Annotated in this window: 13 protein-coding genes and 3 pseudogenes; 5 read left to right on the top strand and 11 right to left on the bottom strand. The window is 62.2% G+C overall.

Annotation, left to right across the window (positions count from 1 at the left end; translation table 11 throughout):
• Nucleotides 1-109: 109 nt before the first annotated feature.
• Together DEIPE_RS21845 and DEIPE_RS00720 are read left to right on the top strand one after the other, a co-directional pair.
• Nucleotides 110-766: a DedA family protein gene (locus tag DEIPE_RS21845; RefSeq protein ID WP_015234062.1), complete on the top strand. Its 657-nt coding sequence runs from the start codon at nucleotides 110-112 to the stop codon at nucleotides 764-766.
• Between the two features lie 296 nt (nucleotides 767-1,062).
• The gene (locus DEIPE_RS00720) at nucleotides 1,063-1,350 is read left to right on the top strand and encodes a DUF1905 domain-containing protein (RefSeq protein WP_015234061.1); all 288 of its coding nucleotides are present in this window, start codon (nucleotides 1,063-1,065) and stop codon (nucleotides 1,348-1,350) included.
• 45 nt (nucleotides 1,351-1,395) lie between these two features.
• Here DEIPE_RS00720 and DEIPE_RS21840 read toward each other — a convergent pair whose 3' ends face one another.
• A complete protein-coding gene (locus DEIPE_RS21840; protein ID WP_015234060.1) occupies nucleotides 1,396-3,387 on the bottom strand; it encodes an HD domain-containing phosphohydrolase in 1,992 nt (663 codons plus the stop codon).
• A 56-nt stretch (nucleotides 3,388-3,443) separates the two neighbouring features.
• Nucleotides 3,444-4,778, bottom strand: a complete 1,335-nt coding sequence (locus DEIPE_RS00710; protein WP_015234059.1) for a S8 family serine peptidase — start codon at nucleotides 4,776-4,778, stop codon at nucleotides 3,444-3,446.
• A gap of 340 nt (nucleotides 4,779-5,118) precedes the next feature.
• Between DEIPE_RS00710 and DEIPE_RS24420 the strand changes: the two genes are divergently transcribed.
• Nucleotides 5,119-5,478, top strand: coding sequence for an IS630 transposase-related protein (locus DEIPE_RS24420; protein WP_041230612.1), 360 nt, complete (start codon nucleotides 5,119-5,121; stop codon nucleotides 5,476-5,478).
• 28 nt (nucleotides 5,479-5,506) lie between these two features.
• Nucleotides 5,507-6,052: an IS630 family transposase gene (locus DEIPE_RS00700; protein ID WP_041230611.1), complete on the top strand. Its 546-nt coding sequence runs from the start codon at nucleotides 5,507-5,509 to the stop codon at nucleotides 6,050-6,052.
• 308 nt (nucleotides 6,053-6,360) lie between these two features.
• Here DEIPE_RS00700 and DEIPE_RS00695 read toward each other — a convergent pair whose 3' ends face one another.
• The 3 genes and pseudogenes from DEIPE_RS00695 to DEIPE_RS00685 form a co-directional block, all read right to left on the bottom strand.
• Nucleotides 6,361-6,786: a helix-turn-helix domain-containing protein gene (locus DEIPE_RS00695; protein WP_015234058.1), complete on the bottom strand. Its 426-nt coding sequence runs from the start codon at nucleotides 6,784-6,786 to the stop codon at nucleotides 6,361-6,363.
• A 75-nt stretch (nucleotides 6,787-6,861) separates the two neighbouring features.
• On the bottom strand, nucleotides 6,862-7,143 hold the full coding sequence (locus DEIPE_RS00690) for a type II toxin-antitoxin system HigB family toxin (RefSeq protein ID WP_015234057.1): 282 nt from the start codon (nucleotides 7,141-7,143) through the stop codon (nucleotides 6,862-6,864).
• Between the two features lie 337 nt (nucleotides 7,144-7,480).
• Nucleotides 7,481-7,750, bottom strand: a pseudogene (locus DEIPE_RS00685) (transposase); the annotation flags it as partial.
• Between the two features lie 51 nt (nucleotides 7,751-7,801).
• Here DEIPE_RS00685 and DEIPE_RS00680 point away from each other — a divergent pair.
• Nucleotides 7,802-9,204 (top strand): annotated as a pseudogene (locus DEIPE_RS00680) (IS30 family transposase).
• A 7-nt stretch (nucleotides 9,205-9,211) separates the two neighbouring features.
• Here DEIPE_RS00680 and DEIPE_RS23675 read toward each other — a convergent pair.
• The 6 genes and pseudogenes from DEIPE_RS23675 to DEIPE_RS00645 all read right to left on the bottom strand — a co-directional run.
• Nucleotides 9,212-10,138, bottom strand: a pseudogene (locus tag DEIPE_RS23675) (IS3 family transposase); the annotation flags it as partial.
• Nucleotides 10,139-10,193: 55 nt separating this feature from the next.
• Nucleotides 10,194-10,391, bottom strand: a complete 198-nt coding sequence (locus tag DEIPE_RS00665; protein ID WP_015234056.1) for a hypothetical protein — start codon at nucleotides 10,389-10,391, stop codon at nucleotides 10,194-10,196.
• Nucleotides 10,392-10,467: 76 nt separating this feature from the next.
• Nucleotides 10,468-12,960 carry a leucine--tRNA ligase gene (leuS, locus tag DEIPE_RS00660; protein WP_015234055.1) on the bottom strand — a complete coding sequence of 831 codons (2,493 nt, stop codon included), beginning with the start codon at nucleotides 12,958-12,960 and terminating at the stop codon, nucleotides 10,468-10,470.
• 336 nt (nucleotides 12,961-13,296) lie between these two features.
• Nucleotides 13,297-14,967 carry a VOC family protein gene (locus tag DEIPE_RS00655; protein ID WP_015234054.1) on the bottom strand — a complete coding sequence of 557 codons (1,671 nt, stop codon included), beginning with the start codon at nucleotides 14,965-14,967 and terminating at the stop codon, nucleotides 13,297-13,299.
• Nucleotides 14,968-15,031: 64 nt separating this feature from the next.
• Nucleotides 15,032-16,657, bottom strand: a complete 1,626-nt coding sequence (locus DEIPE_RS00650; RefSeq protein WP_015234053.1) for a S49 family peptidase — start codon at nucleotides 16,655-16,657, stop codon at nucleotides 15,032-15,034.
• Between the two features lie 13 nt (nucleotides 16,658-16,670).
• Complete coding sequence (locus tag DEIPE_RS00645) at nucleotides 16,671-17,408, bottom strand: group III truncated hemoglobin (protein WP_085931718.1); 738 nt, start codon at nucleotides 17,406-17,408, stop codon at nucleotides 16,671-16,673.
• Nucleotides 17,409-17,498 lie beyond the last annotated feature (90 nt).

Genomic DNA, 17,498 nt, shown 5'->3' with positions numbered 1-17,498 from the left:
AGCGCGCGCGCGCCGGTCGGAGTCGCACACCACTGCGAGGGTAGATCGCCGGAATGTGGCTACTTACATTACCCGGTCCGCTACCCTTGATACGGAGTCGGGAGGCCCTTTGATCGAGTCGCTGATGAACTGGTTGGACACGCTGGACCCGGGAGCGGTTCAGGCGGTCAACTTCTTGCTGCTCGTGGCAGAGGGAATCGGTGTGCCGGGTGTTCCCTTCGAGGCGAGCATGCTTGCCCTGGGCCTGATGAGTCACAACGGCCAGGTGGAACTCTGGCAGGCGGTCGTGTGGGGCGCTGTTGCCAACACCCTGGGAAACCTCATCGGTTACTACCTTGGACCGCGAGGCCTGCGCCTGATTCCGCTGCACGTACAGCAGCGCTTTGGTCTCACGACGGTGCAGCTCCTCATGCAGCGCCGTGGCCCCTGGATGTGCGTGATCAGCCGCTGGTTTGGCCCGGTCCGCACGCTGTTCATTTTCAACGCCCGGTCCGCCGGGATGGGCTGGCTGCCCTACACTGCCTATTCGTTTATCGGGGCACTCACCTGGACGGCAGCGTGGCAGGTGGGGTTGTGGGCCGGAGGGGTGGCCTTCGTGGAACTCTGGCGGCAGTATCAACTGTATGCGCTCTTGATCGTCGCACTGATTGCCATTCCGGCGTACCTGTTCTACCGGGCACGCAAAGCACGGAAAAAAGCGTCAGCGGCGGTTCTCGAGGAAGCCGTCAAGGCGGTGGAACACAAACGACCACGCAGCGACACCTGATTGTGTACGTCAGCATTGCGTCGATCCTTTTGCCGTCATCACCCGGAGAACGATGACCCAAGGCATTTTGACGGGCCCGTCGCCACGAGATGATGAACGCCTGGCCCAACAATCGACGATGCCGCCCATCACGGCAGATCTTCCCGGCGTTCAGAGCTGGCGGCGACCCAAGTTGGGGAAGTTCTCGGAAACGGAAGGTTTGGCATTCCCCGCGCGGCCCAGTTCTCGTCACCCGATTTGGACCCGATTTGGAAGGGACACTCTTTCGGCAGGGCTCTAGGAAACCGGGTGACGCCATGACGCTGACGTTCAGCGGTCGGCTGTGGTACTGGGCGGGCCCGGCCCCCTGGTACTTCATCTCGGTTCCGCCTGAGCAGTGCCATGACCTGCATGCTGCATCGAGGCTCGTGTCATACGGCTGGGGCATGATGCCCGTCCGGGCGCGGATCGGTGACACCACGTGGAAAACGTCGTTGTTTCCACAAGAGGACCGCTACATCGTTCCCATCAAAGCCAGTATCCGGAAAGCAGAACGCCTTCAGCAGGACGACGAGGTGACCGTGCAACTCGCGATGCGTTCCTGACGGGCCGACCGGCAAGTTCGATCTACCGCGGGAGTGGGCTCGCCGTCAGAAGAAGTCGTTTCGCACCTGTTCGGTCACTTCCTTGAGAAAATCGGGTGCTGCGAACAGCAGAAGTGCGGTATCCACCAGCCGGGGATCGAACTGCAGTCCGCGCTGAGCGTTGATTTCGTGCAGGGCCTCTTCGACGGTCCATGCCCGCTTGTACGGGCGGACGTGGGTCAGGGCGTCGAAGACATCTGCCAGCGCGACAATCCGGCCGACGAGTGGAATCTGTTCTCCTGCGAGGCAGTGCGGATAGCCCCGGCCGTCCCAGCGCTCGTGATGCGTCAGTGCGATCACCTCCGCTTCGCGCAGCAGGCGTGAGTGGCTGTCGGCCAGCAGGGCGGCGCCAATCAGGGTATGGGCCTGCATCTGCAGCCGCTCTTCGCTGGTGAAGTGGCCGGGTTTGAGCAGCAGCGCGTCCGAAATGCCGATTTTGCCCACGTCGTGCAGCCGGGCGGCCATGCGGATCATGTTCACCTGCTCGTCGGGGAGACCCAGTGCGAACGCCAGACGGCTCGCGTAGAGCCCGACCCGCCGGGTATGCTCACCGGTATCGTCGTCACGGAATTCGGCGGCGAGCGCCAGCCGATTGACAATTTCCAGCTGGGAGATTTCCAGGTCACGCGTACGTTCGGCTACAAGCGTTTCAGCGGACGCGCGGGCTGCCTGAAGTGCCTCAACCTCTACCCGGTAAACCTGAGCGTCGTGATGGGCCCGTTCCATATCGATCTGCTCGGTCAACCGGGCGCCTTCACGCCCGGCAGCCGCACTGCGCAACGTTTGGTACAGCCGCTGGTACTCCTGAAAATGCCCGTACGCCGCGCGGAAGTCTCCAATGCGCTCGTATGTCTCGGTCAGCAGGTGGTGTACATCTCTCAGAACCTTTGGTCGCCGCGCGCCTTTCGCTGCTTCGTGCGCTTCGAGAAGGACCTCGCGTGCCGTGTTGGGTGCGCCGCTTTGCAGCAGCGCCCGAGCCTTGTGGACCAGTGTGGTGAGATAGGTACCTTGCTCGTCGATGTCGAGCGCGACCTGAATGGCCTGATCGAACAGGCTGAGGGCGGCCTGTACCTGGCCGCGAGTCAGGCTGACGCTGCCCAGCCCTCCCAACGCCACAGCTTCGAATTTGCGGTAATTGATCTGTCGCGAAGTCTGAAGCGCCCAGGACAGGTGGTGCTCGGCTTCGTGAGTCTCGCCGAGTGCCACGAGCGTGACTCCCAAATTCGCGGCGGCGCCTACCTCGATTCGTGTCACGTGGCCCTCGCGGCTGACGGCCAGGCTGCGCTCGAGGGCTTCTCGCGCGCGGGAGAGCTCATCCATCTCCTCGTAGAGAAAGCCGATGTTGACCAGCAGCAGACTTTGTGCTGCCGCGTCGAGCGGGCGATTCTGACGCACCAGCCGGTAAGCTTCGAGGAGCATGTCGAGCGCCTGTTCGTATTCCCCCAGGCCTGACAGGGTCATGCCGATGTTGGTCAGGGTGTTGGTCTCGCCTGGGGCGTCACCCAGGGCGCGGTGCAGCACGAGCGCTTCGTTGAGAAGCTCGAGTGCACGGGTCATTTCTCCGTGGGCGTGTGCCTGGCGCGCCATCGAGTTGAGGGCGCGGGCCTGCGCCCCCTGGTTTCCGGTCTCACGGGCGAAGCCCAGCGCTTGGGCAAAGGTCCGAATGGCGTCGGTTACATGCCCACGGTCGTTGAGCAGGCGCCCGGTGTGCAGCATCGCGTCGACGGCGTGGTCAAGTTCCCCGCTCAGAACATACAGCTGACCGGCTTGTTCGAACGCTTCAAGGGCAGTACTGGAATCGTCGAGGCGCAGCGCGGCCAGCGCCACCACAAGATGCGCTTCAGCCTGACCAGCCTGACTTCCCTCCTCATACGCGAGTTGCAACGAGGCGCGCCCGTCAGCAAGAGCGCGGGCCGGATTGGTATCCAGTGCGGACCGAGCGGCCGCCAGCAGAATGCTGGAGCGGCCGCTCTTCGAGGATTCAGGAGGTTGAGACATTCACCTTAGCGTTGCACATTCGGTCGTGCCGAGGACTGTAGTGCTCTGTGTTGCGGTCAGCGCGTGACGGTGTCGAGGAAGCTTTTCACGTTCAGGCGGCCCTGACCGGCGCCTTCGGGCGTGGGGTCCGTGCTGGTGAGCAGCGTCTGCATGAGCTGCTCGGGTGTCTGGTCGACCGAGCCCGAACCAAGGGCAATGGCCAGCGCGCCGGCGACCTGAGGTGCCGCCTGCGAGGTGCCGGACCAGGTGGCGATCAGGTTCGCCGGGGCGGGACCGCCGACACGCTCGCCCAGAGCACTGAGCTCGACGCCCTCGCCGTAATTCGCAAAGCTGGATTTTACCCCGGTGAGCGAGGTGCTGCTGACCGTCACGAGACGACGTCCCAGCATGCTGTCGTCGGTGCCGAGCACACCGGGAAAGTTGGCATGAGCAGCGTTGTTGTTGCCTGCGGAGGTGACGATCAGCGCGCCTTTGGTGCCGGTGGCGTATTTCAGGGCGGCTTCGACGGCCGGTGACGGCTCATCGGAACCGGCACTCAGGTTGATGATGCGCGCTCCCTGATCGGCGGCGTGGACGATGGCGGCAGCCAGATCTGCGGCGTTGCCTTCACCTTGTTGGTTCAAGAAGCGCACGGGCAGAATCTGGGCGTTGGGTGCCACTTGCAAAATGACGCCCGCGACGCTGGTGCCGTGCCCGCTGGCTCCCTGCCCGGCGAGGCCCTCGTCCTGCGGAAGCTGATCGCCGTCAACAAAGTCGCGCATTTCGGCTTGCGGTGCCAGAACGCCACCAAAGGCGTCGTGGTTGAGATCGACACCCGTGTCGATGACCGCCACCTTGACACGTGAAACGTTGAGCGCCTCCCACTCCTGGTGCACCTGGTCGAGGCCCAGGGTCTGCCACAGGGTGGTATTGCCCGGCAGGACCGAGTATTCGCCTTCAGCCCAGACGTTGCCCTCGGCCCAGACGTTGCCTTCAGCCCAGACGTTGCCCTCGGCCCAGACGTTGCCTTCGGCCCAGACGTTGCCTTCGGCCCAGACATTTCCCTCCGCCCAGACGTTGCCTTCTGCGGAAAAACTCAGGTTGAAGCGCTTGGCATTTTTCTCGAGTTTCTCGGCTTTTTGCGGTTTTTCCTTAAGCCTTTTTGCGGTCGTTTCGTTGACGGTCAGCACGGCGAAGTTCGCAGCGGGCGCAAACACGGCAATACGGCCTCCGTATTTTGCAAGAAGCGCAGTCTGGCTGGTTTTGGCGTCGATGTTGACGGTCAGCGCATAGTCACTGCCCGAGCTGTTGGCCTGCGCAAACGCCTGGGGCTCGCTCGGATAGGTGGGTGTCTGCCCACAGGCCGCGAGAAGCAGGGTCAGAAGAAGGAAGGGGAGTGTAGTTGGTTTCACGGCTACTCCTTTGTATTGGCCGAAAGATGAGTCTCGGCTAATCTAAGGTTAACCTTACATAATCGTATTTCTCATTGCCGTGAAGTTTCGTGCACCGTGTTTGTTTCTCATGAGCGGCCCGCTGCGTACCGTTGTGTAACCTGTCGATCAAACACAAGAGCACGGCTGGATTGCCCCGACCGGTCGATTCAGCGCTTTTCGGCAGGCACAAGAGCGAACGGGCAACCGCCGCCCTGCGGCCAGGCGGCGGTACTCGGCGTTTATGACGTTTATGTGAGGAAATTATCGCACGACAATGTTCACGGTCCTGCATTAGAGCATTTGTCAGTAGGATAGAAGGATGAGGGCGTATTCGTTGGATTTGCGAGAGCGAGTGGTGGCGGCATACCAGGACACGCCAGTGATCGCGCAAGTGGCCCGCACCTTCCGGCTGAGTGAATCAGCGGTACGCAGCTATGTGCGGGCTCACGCTGCAGGCCAGCCCCTGGCGCCAGTCCGGCACAAAGGCCGGGTACGAATCCTGGGAGAAGCCAGCCATGCTGTCCTACGAGCCCAGGTGGAGCAGTACCCCGATGCGACCCTTGCTGAGCACGTGGAGTACTACTTCGAGCAGCATGGCGTGCGGGTCAGCATCAAAACCATGGACCGCATGTTCGAACGGCTCTCAATCACGAGAAAAAAAGACCGTCCGCGCCACTGAACAGTCCCCTGAAGCTCGAGCCGCCTTTGTGAATGAGATAACTGGACTGAAGCTGCACGACCTGGTGTGCTTCGACGAAAGTGGCTTCCACACCGGGATGAGTCGCGTCTATGCCAGGGCCCCACGAAATCAGCGAGCCTTTGCCCGCGTTCCGAGAAACACCGGCAAGAACCTCACCTTGCTGTGTGCCATGAGCTCGCGGGGCTCGCAGGCGGAACTGGTGATCGAAGGAGCGGTGAATGCTGCGGTGTTCGAGTCGTACGTGGATCAGGTGCTGTGCCCGACCTTGCAAAGCGGGCAGACGGTGCTGATGGACAATCTGTCGTCGCATCAGGGAGCGAAGGTCCGAGCGTTGATCGAGGCGCGAGGCTGCCAGCTGGTGTATTTCCCGCCGTACAGCCCGGATTTCAATCCCATCGAGATGTTGTTCTCCAAACTCAAAGCCTTGTTGCGGAAAGCTGCGGCCAGGACCACGGAGACAGTGATCGAGGCTTTGGGTTTTGCTTTGCGTGCTGTGACTCCGAACGACATCCTTGGCTGGTTCCACCATGCTCTGCCCCTCTCGTCCCTATGACAAATGCTCTAGAGGCTTGCAAAAGCGATTGACCTGCGGTCAGCTTGGCGAGTTCACGTAGTTCGGCAATGACGTTTTCGCCTTCAACAACAAGCTGGCGCATTTTGACTTCGAAGCTCGGGCCTTTTAGCGACTTGATGCGGTCCATGTAAAGCAAAGCAATGGTGACCGCGCCCATCGCCAGCATGATTCCAGCCTCGGCGGGTTTGGATCGCAGCAACAGAAAAATCGTGAAGCCCCAGGTGGCAGCGATGCTGAACATGACCAGCACGATGCGAACCGTGTTGTTCATCGCGCAGCGCCTCTTGTCACAGGAACACTCCCGGGTTTACCTGGAAGTACGCGCCGAGCTTGCGGGCGTGCTCAGCGGTGAAGTTGCGCTGGCCGCGCAGCAGCTTGGACAGGTTGCCTTGCGGGATGCCGGTCGCCGCTTCGACGTCTTTCTGCTTCACGCCGTTCTTGTCCATCAGGAAGGCCAGCGTTTCATGTGGCTGTGCGTCACGCATCGGATGGGCGCGTTCCTCGTATGACTGCACGTTGTCAATAGCTAGGCGAACGAAGTTGGCGAGAGGGTGTTCGTCATTCTCGCCAACGTAGCTCAGCAGGGTGTCGAGGGCCTGCAGCGCGCGATCATGCTGCTCGTCGTTCTGAATCGGGGTGATGAGGTCATGTGCGAGGGCGTCCACGTCCTGCCATGCTGCGGTCAACCGGGAGAGGTCGGCTACCTGGGTCATGTGGTCTCACTCTGCCGCTGGGGCTGGGTTTGGCCTTGCTGGGCCTCCCGAGCGGGAAGGACAACTGAGAGCTTCTCAGGGTTCCCAGTTGTCGTACTGCCGGTGTGTGAGGATGTGCTTCACGAAGAAAGTTTTGTAGGTGAAGTTGGGAGAGACGATGAGGCGGTACTTGTTGCCGCCGATGTTGAAGACGATAAAGCCCTCGACCCAGTCCGCACTGCCGAAGTCGGCCTTCACGTCCGCGAAGCTGCGGTACTCAGCGGCCCGGACGTGCTTGTACCAGGCAGCGAGGGACGCTTCAGCATCGGGGCACTCTGCCGCGAACGCTTGGAGGGTTTTGAAGGCGATCACGTTCATCGGAATGACTTACTATGTCACGGTGATATAAATATGTCAAGCCGATATAACAAGCCGATTCACCCCAACTGATGCGCGAAGAGCAGGTGGTTAATGTCCTAAGGGTCCACCGTCGCTCTGCATGTCGAAATATGTCGGGTCAAGCACGTTATCACATCTGACAACATAGAAAGCCCATGGACCATACTCGGTCCTGAGTTCGACACGCCCTTATTCACCGTTCGCCATTACCGCATCCGAAAGTGCACGAATGTCGCGCTCCGAGAGAGAACTTGCTAACAACGTGAAGTGGTGACTAGGCGGAGTGTGGGCTTGCCCCGTTTTCGCGTAGTTGAAGTTAAGCTGCTGTAGCTTGCCGTTCGAACTCCAGCGGTGTCAAGTATCCCAGGGTCGAGTGACGCCGCTGCCGGTTGTAAAACACTTCGATGTACTCGAAGACCGCCTGACGCGCCGCCAGCCGGTTCTCAAACACCGTTGCCTCCAGCAGCTCCCTCTTCAAGGAGCTGAAAAAGCTCTCCACATCAGCATTATCCCAGCAGTCTCCCTTACGGCTCATGCTGCCCTGTGCTTGAAGGCGGGCCAACTCCGCTTGGAACACCCCACTGGCATCTGGGTGGATTCAAGAGGTCGTCGCAACACCCGCACCAGGGAGGTTGTGATGAGCACAGGGAAGCGAAAGTCAGAGCGGGCCGGACGGAGTAAGTTATATTCACCAGGACGGCCAAGAGTCGCACAACGCGACGCTCAGCGGCAGTTCTGGGCAGCAATCGCAGCAGGAATGACGAGCGAAAGTGCGGCGAAGTGCGCGGGCAGCTCGCCCGCCGTTGGCGTACGATGGTTTCGAGAGGCAGGTGGCATGCCCCCAGCAAACCTGGCACCCTGGTCGAAAGCACCCTCAAGTCGGTTTCTCTCCTTCGCACAGCGCGAAGAGATCGCGCTGTGCCGAGCCCAAGGTCGGGGCATTCGGGACATCGCGAGACACCTGGGGAGGTCACCGTCAACGATCTCGCGGGAATTGCGGCGCAATGCGGCGACGCGTGGCGGAGGCCTGGAGTACCGCGCAACCACCGCCCAGTGGCATGCCGAGCGGTCAGCGCGCCGTCCGAAACCCGCCAAACTCGCAGTGAACGCGGCGTTGCGGACCTACGTGCAAGACCGCCTCTCTGGTCAGGTCATGGCTGCGAACGGGGAAGCCATCCCTGGGCCGGCTGTACACTTCAAGGGCCGTCGGCATGGACGGCGACAAAACCGACGTTGGGCCAGTGCGTGGAGTCCACAGCAGATCGCTCAGCGACTCAGCGTTGACTTTCCAGACGACGACACCATGCGCATCAGCCACGAGGCCATCTATCAGGCGCTGTATATCGAAGGACGGGGTGGGCTGCGCCGTGAGCTGGCCGCCTGCCTGCGGACAGGCCGGACGTTGCGTGTTCCACGGGCGCGGCGTGCCCGGCAGGGTAAACCGTTCGTCGCTCCTGAGATTATGATCAGAGAGCGCCCTGTGGAAGCGCTGGACCGGAAATGCCGGGCCACTGGGAAGGCGACCTCATTCTCGGCCTGGGCAGCTCCGCCATCGGAACCCTGGTAGAGCGCTCGACCCGATTTACGCTGTTGCTGCATCTGCCTCGCTTACCCGGTCATGGCACCGAGCTGCGCGCCAAGAACGGTCCGGCGCTGGCAGGGCATGGGGATGAAGCGGTGCGTGACGCCATCACGCGGGCGATCAACGCGCTCCCACTGCAACTCCGCCGGTCGCTGACCTGGGATCAGGGCGCGGAGATGAGTCAGCACGTACAGTTGAGAGTCGAAACTGGGGTGGGCGTGTATTTTTGTGAGCCGCAAAGCCCTTGGCAGCGGGGCACGAACGAGAACACCAATGGGCTGCTGCGCCAGTACTTTCCGAAAGGCACAGACTTGAGCGCGCATCGCCCGGAGGATCTTGCTGCGGTAGCGGCGACGCTGAACGCCAGGCCTCGCCGGGTGCTTGGCTGGCGGACACCACAAGAGGCATTTGAACAAGCACTGCACGCTATTCAGGCGGGTGTTGCGACGACCACTTGAATCCACCTTGACTTCCCCTGTCGCTGTGATGCAGCAACCCAGGTGGCGGAAGACGCCGCCGTACCGCCATGCGCAACGCCAAGAGGGGCAAGCTGGCGGGCATCTGCGCATCCATCGCGTACCCCACCACTGCCCGCGAGTGCACATCCAACGTCACCGCCAAATACAACCAGCCCTCCTTGGTCGGCAGGTACGTGATGTCCGACACCCACACCTGGTTTGGTTGTGGGATGTCAAATTTCCGGTCCAGGACGTTCGGCGCCACCATAGGGTCATGCCGGCTATCCGTAGTCCGCACAAACCGGCGTTTTCCCTTGGCCACCAAACCGCTTGAGCGCATCAAGCGTGCCACCCGCTTCCGAGATACCCGCCAGCCATGGGCCTTCAAGTCAGCATGCACCCTCGGTGCCTCGTAACGGCCGCGGCTGCACTGGTACGCCTTCTGGATGTGGTGTTGCAGTTGTCGATCCTGCTGTGCGCGCTGTGATTCTGGCCTTCTTCGCCAACTGTGGCACCCACTCTCCGAGGCCTCCAGGACTCGGCACATGATGCTGAGCCGGTAGGAGCCACGGTGGTCATGAATGAATTGGTACTTCAGCGTGTGGTCTCTTTGGCGAAGAAGCGGGCAGGCGTCCTCAAGGGCGTCCGTTCTGCCCAAGACAGGCAGCGGCTTTTTTCAGCACGTCACGCTCCTGGCGCAGAACCTCGTTCTCTTTGCGGAGTCGCTGTATCTCCTGCTGCTCCGGGGTCAGGCTCTGCTTTCCTTGACCTGGGAAGGCCCCTCGCCCTTCTCCTGCTCAGCGTTTACCCATTTCCGGAGCAGTGAGACGTTGATGCCCAAGTCGCGAGCGGTTCCGCTCAGGTTGCCGCTGGTGCGGGCAAGACGCACGGCGTCTTGTTTGAATTCGGCGGTGTGCGTTCTGCGATTCGTCATGGTGGTGCCTCCTATCTTCAAGGCTTATCTCCACCTACGCAAAACCGGGTCACCCTCAAATCCAACTCCAACAGCTCCAACGGAAGGACCGCCCAAAATACTCGACTCCAACCACTTTGATGCCCGCCACCTGTTTGGGGTCCGGCTTGAGCTTCTCCTGCAGCTCCTCCAGCGACCTGATGCGATATGTGAAGTCATGACCATGCTGGGAAACATGCAAACGGGTGGGAAACGACAGATCGGTGAGTTTCATGACTTTCTCCACAACGAAAAGGACGCGCTTCGCTTGAGCGAAGCGCGTCCTGCACAACGTTTTAAGTTACGTGTGCCTAACGTACAACGATGTTCACGATTTTTCCAGGAACGTAGATCTCCTTGACGATTTCCTTGCCTTCCACGAACTTGCGCACGCTTTCTTCCGCGTGCGCGGCGGCCATGATCAGGTCCTTGTCAGCGCCGGTCACGACTTCGATCTGGCCGCGCAGCTTGCCGCTCACCTGAACGGCGATGGTCATGGTGCCTTTGACCAGCGCCGCCTCGTCCACCGAGGGCCAGGATTGCAGGTGAACGCTTGCGTCACCGCCACGCTCGGTCCAGATTTCCTCGGCCAGGTGCGGGGTTACCGGGGCCAGCATCAGGTTGAACAGGCGCAGCGACTCGTCCCAGGCAGGCGAGCCGAACACCGCTGAACGCTTGGCCTTGACCAGCGTGTTGGTCAGTTCCATCAGGGCGGCGATGATGGTGTTGAAACTCAGACGATCGAAGTCGTGCCCAACCTTTTTCAGGGTGGCGTGGACCTTGTTGCGCAGCTCCGCCTCGCCGATGTGCTCCTCTGGTCCCTCGACTTCATCGAAGAACAAACTCCAGACCCGCGACAGCCATTTGGCCGGACCGTTGATGCCGCTGGCACTCCATGGACCACCCACTTCCCAGGGCGCGATGAAGGCCAGGTAAACCCGGACCGCGTCAACACCGTATTCCCGTACCAGGTTGTCGGGGTCAATCACGTTGCCGCGCGACTTGGACATTTTTTCGTTGTCCTCTCCCAGGATGATGCCCTGGTTGCGCAGGGCTGCAAACGGCTCGTCCGAGGAAATCAGGCCCAGGTCGCGGGTGGCCTTGGTCCAGAAGCGGCTGTACAGCAAATGCAAAATGGCGTGCTCGATGCCACCGGTGTACAGATCAATCGGCATGAAGTGTTCGGCTTTCGCCGTGTCGATGGGCCCGTCGATTTTGTCTGGATTCAGAAAGCGGTACATGTACCACGAGCTGTCCACGAAGGTGTCCATGGTGTCGGTGTCACGCTCGGCGGGTCCGGCGCACTGCGGACAGGTCGTCTGGCGCCATTCGGTGCTCAGCTTCAGTGGGCTCTGGCCGGTCGGCAAGAACTCGACGTTGTCGGGCAGCAGCACGGGCAACTGGTCTTCGGGCACCGGAACCGTGCCGCATTGCTCACAGTACACGATGGGAATGGGCGTTCCCCAGTAGCGCTGGCGTGACAGCAGCCAGTCGCGCAGCCGGTACGTGGTTTTGGCGCGGGCAATGCCCGAGTGCTGCAGCCGCTCGATCACCGGGCCGATGTGGGCTTTGCCGCCGGGCAGGCCGTCCAGTTCACCGCTGTTTACAATTATACCGTCACCGCTAAAGGCCTCGGTGGCCGTGGCCGGGTCGAACGGTTCGCCGCCGCTGGGCCGGACAACTTCCACAATCGGCAGTTCGTATTTTTTGGCGAACTCGAAGTCACGCTGGTCGCCGCTGGGTACCGCCATGATGGATCCCGTGCCGTAGGTGGCCAGCACGTAATCGGCAATCCAAATCGGCACCTGATGGCGCGAAATGGGGTGGGTTGCGAAGCTGCCGGTGAACACGCCGGTCTTCTCTCGCCCTTCGGCCTGACGGTCGATCTCGCTCAAGCGGGAAGCCGCGTCGATGTACGCCTCGACTTCCGCACGCTGCGCGTCCGTGGTGAGCGCCTTGACCTTCGCGTGCTCGGGGGCCAGGACCAGGAAGGTGGCGCCCATGATGGTGTCAGGTCGGGTGGTGAAGACCGTCTCGATTCCGGCCGGAGTCTCGAAGTCGATCTCGGCGCCCTGCGACTTCCCGATCCAGTTGGTCTGCATCAACCGTACGCGTTCGGGCATGTCGGTCTTGCTGAAGTCGAGCAGTTCTTCGGCATACTCGGTGATCTTGAAGTGCCACTGGCTCATCAGGCGCCGTTCGATCAGGGCGCCCGAGCGGTCGCCGCGGCCATCGATCACCTGCTCATTGGCCAGCACCGTCTGATCGACCGGGTCCCAATTGACAAAGGACTCTTTCTTGTAAGCCAGACCACGCCGATAGAACTGCACGAAGAACCACTGGTTCCAACGGTAGTACTCGGGGTCGCAGGTGGCGAACTGGCGCGACCAGTCGATCATGGTGCCCATGCGCCGGAACTGCTGGGTCATATAGGCGATGTTGTCGTAGGTCCAGCTGCGCGGGTTGATGCCGCGTTTGATGGCGGCATTCTCGGCAGGCAGGCCAAAGGCGTCGAAGCCCATCGGAAACAGGACGTTCCAGCCGTTCATGCGCATCCAGCGGGCACGCGCGTCCGGGACGCAGTAGGCGTACCAGTGACCGATGTGCAGATTGCCGCTGGGGTACGGGAACATGGTCAGGGCATAGTGTTTGGGCTTCTCACTGCTTTCGTCGAAAGTGTATAAGCCCTGCGCGTCCCAACGCTGCTGCCACTTGGGCTCGATGGCGTGGGGGTTGTAGCGAGCGGAGCGGGGTTCGGGTCGAATGGTCGGGGTACCGTCGGATTGTGCCTCTGGGACAGTCATGCTGAATACCTCGTTCTGGAAGGAAAAAGAAAAGCCCCGGCTTGCCACAAGCCGGGGAGACGCGCGCGCTGAAGTTTAGCCGCGAACTCCCCATTGTATAAGCGCAGAGCGGATCACGCATTCAGTGTAGGGGGCGGCGCTTGACGGGTCAATGTAGGCGCGCGAAGGCTGTGTTCGTGCAGGCCGCGAATTTCCCCACGATCCGCAGGATGGGAGCGCGTAAGCATCGTCGCCGCAGCGAAATTTTCCCTGTCGGCGACATCGGGCCAACCAGGGACCGCGGTCCCTCTGCTCGCGCCCTGTGTGCCGCGGCTGATTTCAGCTGCCAGGCGCCCCTTACAGGCTCTCGACCGACAGGACTTGCAGCATGGCCTGCACTGCAGCGATTTCGTCCTCGTTGATCAGGTGGCCCATGCCCGGGTAGATGCGTTTATCGACCTGACCACCCAGCCGCTCGAACACCTCGGCGCTCTCTTCGACGCGCTGCAGGGGAATGTGCGGATCGCGGTCACTGCAGCCCAGAAACACCGGCGTGCCGTCCAGGCTGCCCGGGTAGTCGCGAGGCGTGCCGTCGGGTCCGATCACGCCGCCCGAGAAGGCGAACACGCCGCCGTAGCGATGGGCGTTGCGCGCCACGAATTCCGAGACGAGACAGGCGCCTTGCGAAAATCCGCCCAGCATGACGTGCTCGCGGGCGATTCCGGCCTGTTCGAGCGTGCTCAGGGTGTCCTCAATGGCTTGCAGGCCACTCGAAAGGTCCGGTTCGTTGTGCGGCATGGGGGCCAGGAAGCTCTGCGGATACCACGTGTTTCCCTGCGCTTGGGGCGCGAGGTACGCGAAGGCCGACATGCCAAAAGCCTGTGACAGGCCCAGAATGTCCTGCGCGCTGCCACCACGACCATGAACCAGCAGCACGGCAGCCCGTGCCTGTTGGGGGGTCCGCCCTGCCGTCAGCAAAGGTTGGCCCTGGTGTGGACCGTTGACCCGTCCTGCGCTGCTTGTGGGGGAGTTGCTGCCTCGCCGGGCACTGTTGCGGCCGATCGTCGTGCCATGCTCAGGATTGACGATGGGAGCGAGATGTCCTTCGATGGCGCTTCGTCTGCTTTCCAGCCAGGCGGGAAGTTTCAGGGCCCGCCCCAGTTCGGCCACGTCCTCGTCGGCGGGAAAACCGGGAGCGTCGGTGGCAATTTCGAACAGCACTCCGGAAACATCCCGGAAGTAGATACTGTGAAAGTACTGGCGGTCCTGCACCGGGGTAACGCCGTAGCCTTTTTTGGTGAGGTCGCGCTGGTACTCGATCTGTTCGGCATCATCGCGGGTGCGCAGGGCCACATGATGAACACTGCCCGCGCCGAACTGCCCGCGGCCCTGACCGGGGCGCTCGACGACGTCGATGTACAGGCCTACCCCGTCCGAGTCTCCCTTGAATCGGGTGCGCGGGCCTTGCGGATCGTTTTCCTGGCCGACTCGTGTAAAGCCGAGATGCTCGGTGAGAAGCGTGGCTACAGGGGCAGCCCGCTCCACCCAGAGGGTGACGGAATGAAAGCCGCGCGGCGCGATGGCCTCGTCCAGCGGGCTTTGCCGCCAGGGCCGCGGCACGGGCGCATTGCTGGGGTCGGCGATGAGTTCCAGCGGCAGGCCGTCCGGATCCACCACTCGCAGGTACGCTGCACCGAAACGCATTCCTTCGGTGTAATCGAGGTTGAGCGCACTAAGACGAGCTTTCCACTGCCCCAGGGCGTGCGGGGGAACCGCATAGGCCAGCGCGCTGACCTCGCCGTTCCCGCGCTCCCCCCGCTGGGCGTCCGGCCACGGAAAGAAGGTCATGATGGTGCCCGGCGATCCCACCTCGTCGCCGTAGTACAGGTGGTAGGTGCCGGGGTCGTCGAAGTTGACGGTGACCTTCACGAGACGCTGGCCCAGCACCTGCGTGTAGAAGTCGATGTTGCGTTGCGGGTCGCTGGCCATCACGGTGAGGTGGTGCAGACCTTGCACGGGGGTTTTCATGCCCTTACTAAATCACTTGACGTGAAAAGATTTCGTGAGGTCAAACGGTCGGGAGCAGGCCGCCTCAGCGTGAACGCAGACGCCAATCGGCGTCCAGCCACAACAGCGCGCGCTCCTGTAAAAAGTCCGGCGCTTTCAGCACTTCACCGAGGTCGGCTGCCGGGCGCGCCAGATCGGGCAATTCCCACTTGCCACGGGCTTCGGCGTTCCAGACGGGCGTATCGTACCCCAGGCCGGCCAGTTCGCAGGCGCGCTCAATCCCAATGTTCAGGTCGCCAAGCTCATCGATCAGGCCGACTTCCAGCGCATCGGCGCCGGACCACACCCGGCCACGCCCCAGTTCATTCACGCGAGCCTGGGTCAGACCACGGCCCTCGGCCACGCGACCGGTAAAACGGTCGTAGACTTCCTCGATCGAACGATCGATCAACGCCCGCTCGCGCTCGCTCCAGGGCGTCGAGGCGCTCATCAATCCCGGGTACTCGCTGCGGCTGACGCGCTCCGGGCGAAAGCCCTGACGTTCGTTGAACTCCTGCAGCACCGGCTTGCCCGCCACCACGCCAATCGAGCCCGTAATCGTCGTCGGGGCGGCAATCACCCGCTGCGCGTGGGTCAGCACGTAGTACCCACCCGAGGCCGCCACATCACCCATCACGGCCACCACCGGTTTTCGTGAACGCTGCACTTCACGCCAGATCAAGTCCGAAGCCAGCGCCGAACCCCCACCGGAATTTACGTAAAACACGATTGCCTTGGTTCCGGGGTCCTTCTGGGCACGCCGCAGGGCGGTCACCACGGTGTCGGATCCGGCCTGTGGCCCGCCGAACAGCGGAATCGGCAGCGGATTGTTGCGTGAACGACCTGGAACAATCGCACCCTGCAAGGTGACCACCGCGATGCGGCTCGCACCCGGAGCGCTTGGAAGCAGTTCGGAAAGGTCCGGCTTGAGCAGCGCACGCACCACCGTCGAAAAGGGGCGGGTGCCAGGACCGACCAGTTCGTCCTCGTACGCGACACGGTCGATGATGCCCAGCTCCCGCGCCCGCCGGGCCGAGGTGACACCCTCGGTCAGCCACTCTCGTACCGTGTTTTCGTCCACGCTGCGCGCCCCGGCCACTTCGCGCACCCAGGTCGCTTCGGCGCTGGCGAGCAGCGCTTCGCGCTGCTCGCGGTCGAACGCGTCCATGCGCGACTCGCTGAAGCGGGTCAGGGCGCTTTTGTATTCCTTGATCCGCGCGTTTTCAAAAGCGATGCCGTGCTTGCGCAGGAACTCGCCCAGAAAAGTCACTTCCATGGCGAATCCGGTGAGGGAGAGGTCAGCGCTTTCCGGTAATGCGATTTCCCGAGCGCCGCTCGCAACCAGCAAACTCACCATGTTCAGCGATGACGCGTAGGCAATGGTCCGTTTTTCCTTCGACAGGCGGCGCAGGGAGCGCATCAGGTGCCAGGCGGTGCCCGCCTCGATGGGCAGCTCGCCCAATCTGATCAGCACGCCGTGCAGACCGGGGGCACCGGCCAGCGCATCGATTTTCCTGTCAAGGCTCTCCAGGGAGTCCGTGCGCTGCACGAGCGCCTGCAGGGCGTTGCGCGGCGCGCGTGCCGGGTAGGGCCCTTGCACGTCCAGCACCACCCAGGTTGGAAAGCTCAGGCCTTTCGGAAGCTTGTCGAGTACAGGAATGGGAAGGTCCATGTCTTAAACTACGTCAGCTTTTGGTGAGACGTTCCCGGCTTTGCTTGGCGCGCAGGACCCGGCCCATCGCCTCCGCGCGCGCGGTCAACAACGCCGCGTGCCCGGGTGCAAGCCCCTCACCGCAGGCCGCTTCGAACAGTGACAACCACCGCGTCAGGTGCTCTGCGCGAATTCCCAGGTGTGCGTGCGCCACGTTCAGATTGCCCTGGTAACGCGGAATGCCGCTCAGTGCCGTCACCCAGAAGTCTTGCACCCGATCGATGTGCGCGTCCCAGTCATGAACGTGCGCGGTGAACACCGGCCCCAGCACCTGGTCGTGACGGGCGCGGGTGTAGAAGTCGCGCAGCACCGCCCGCAGCGCCGCCTCGCCTCCCATGGCGTCGAGGGGGTCGGCAGGTCGGCGCTCGGGGTGCAGGCGAGCCTCCGTCAGGAACAGTTCGAGCAGAAAAGGAGGCAGCGCTACGCCCGCGTATCCCCAGTACCCCGCTCCACGAAAGAGCACGGGCAAGGCGGCCGCGCGGACCAACGCTTTTGCGCCGCGAGGAAGCGTAGTGACTTCCCGCGCGAGCAACACTTCTTTCAGAACAAGGCGTTGAAGCAGGTCTCGCGGACACTCGAGGGTCGTTGATGCTTCAGCGGAAATCTGGAGGGCCTGTGAGGGTAACGCGTTTTCCTGGAGGTGAACGCCCGCTCCCATTGCTCTGCCCAGCAGCGCCGCCCCGGAGCCCCAGCCGAAGACAGGAACTCCCATATTCAAAGCGCGGCGCACCAGGATAAGATCCGCCCAGCGCGACGGCTGATTGGCAAGATTCACGACCGGAAGATCGTCATGTGGCAGGAG

It is taken from the genome of Deinococcus peraridilitoris DSM 19664 (assembly GCF_000317835.1).
Classification (GTDB): domain Bacteria; phylum Deinococcota; class Deinococci; order Deinococcales; family Deinococcaceae; genus Deinococcus_A; species Deinococcus_A peraridilitoris.
This window is presented reverse-complemented; position numbering and strand designations above follow the sequence as displayed.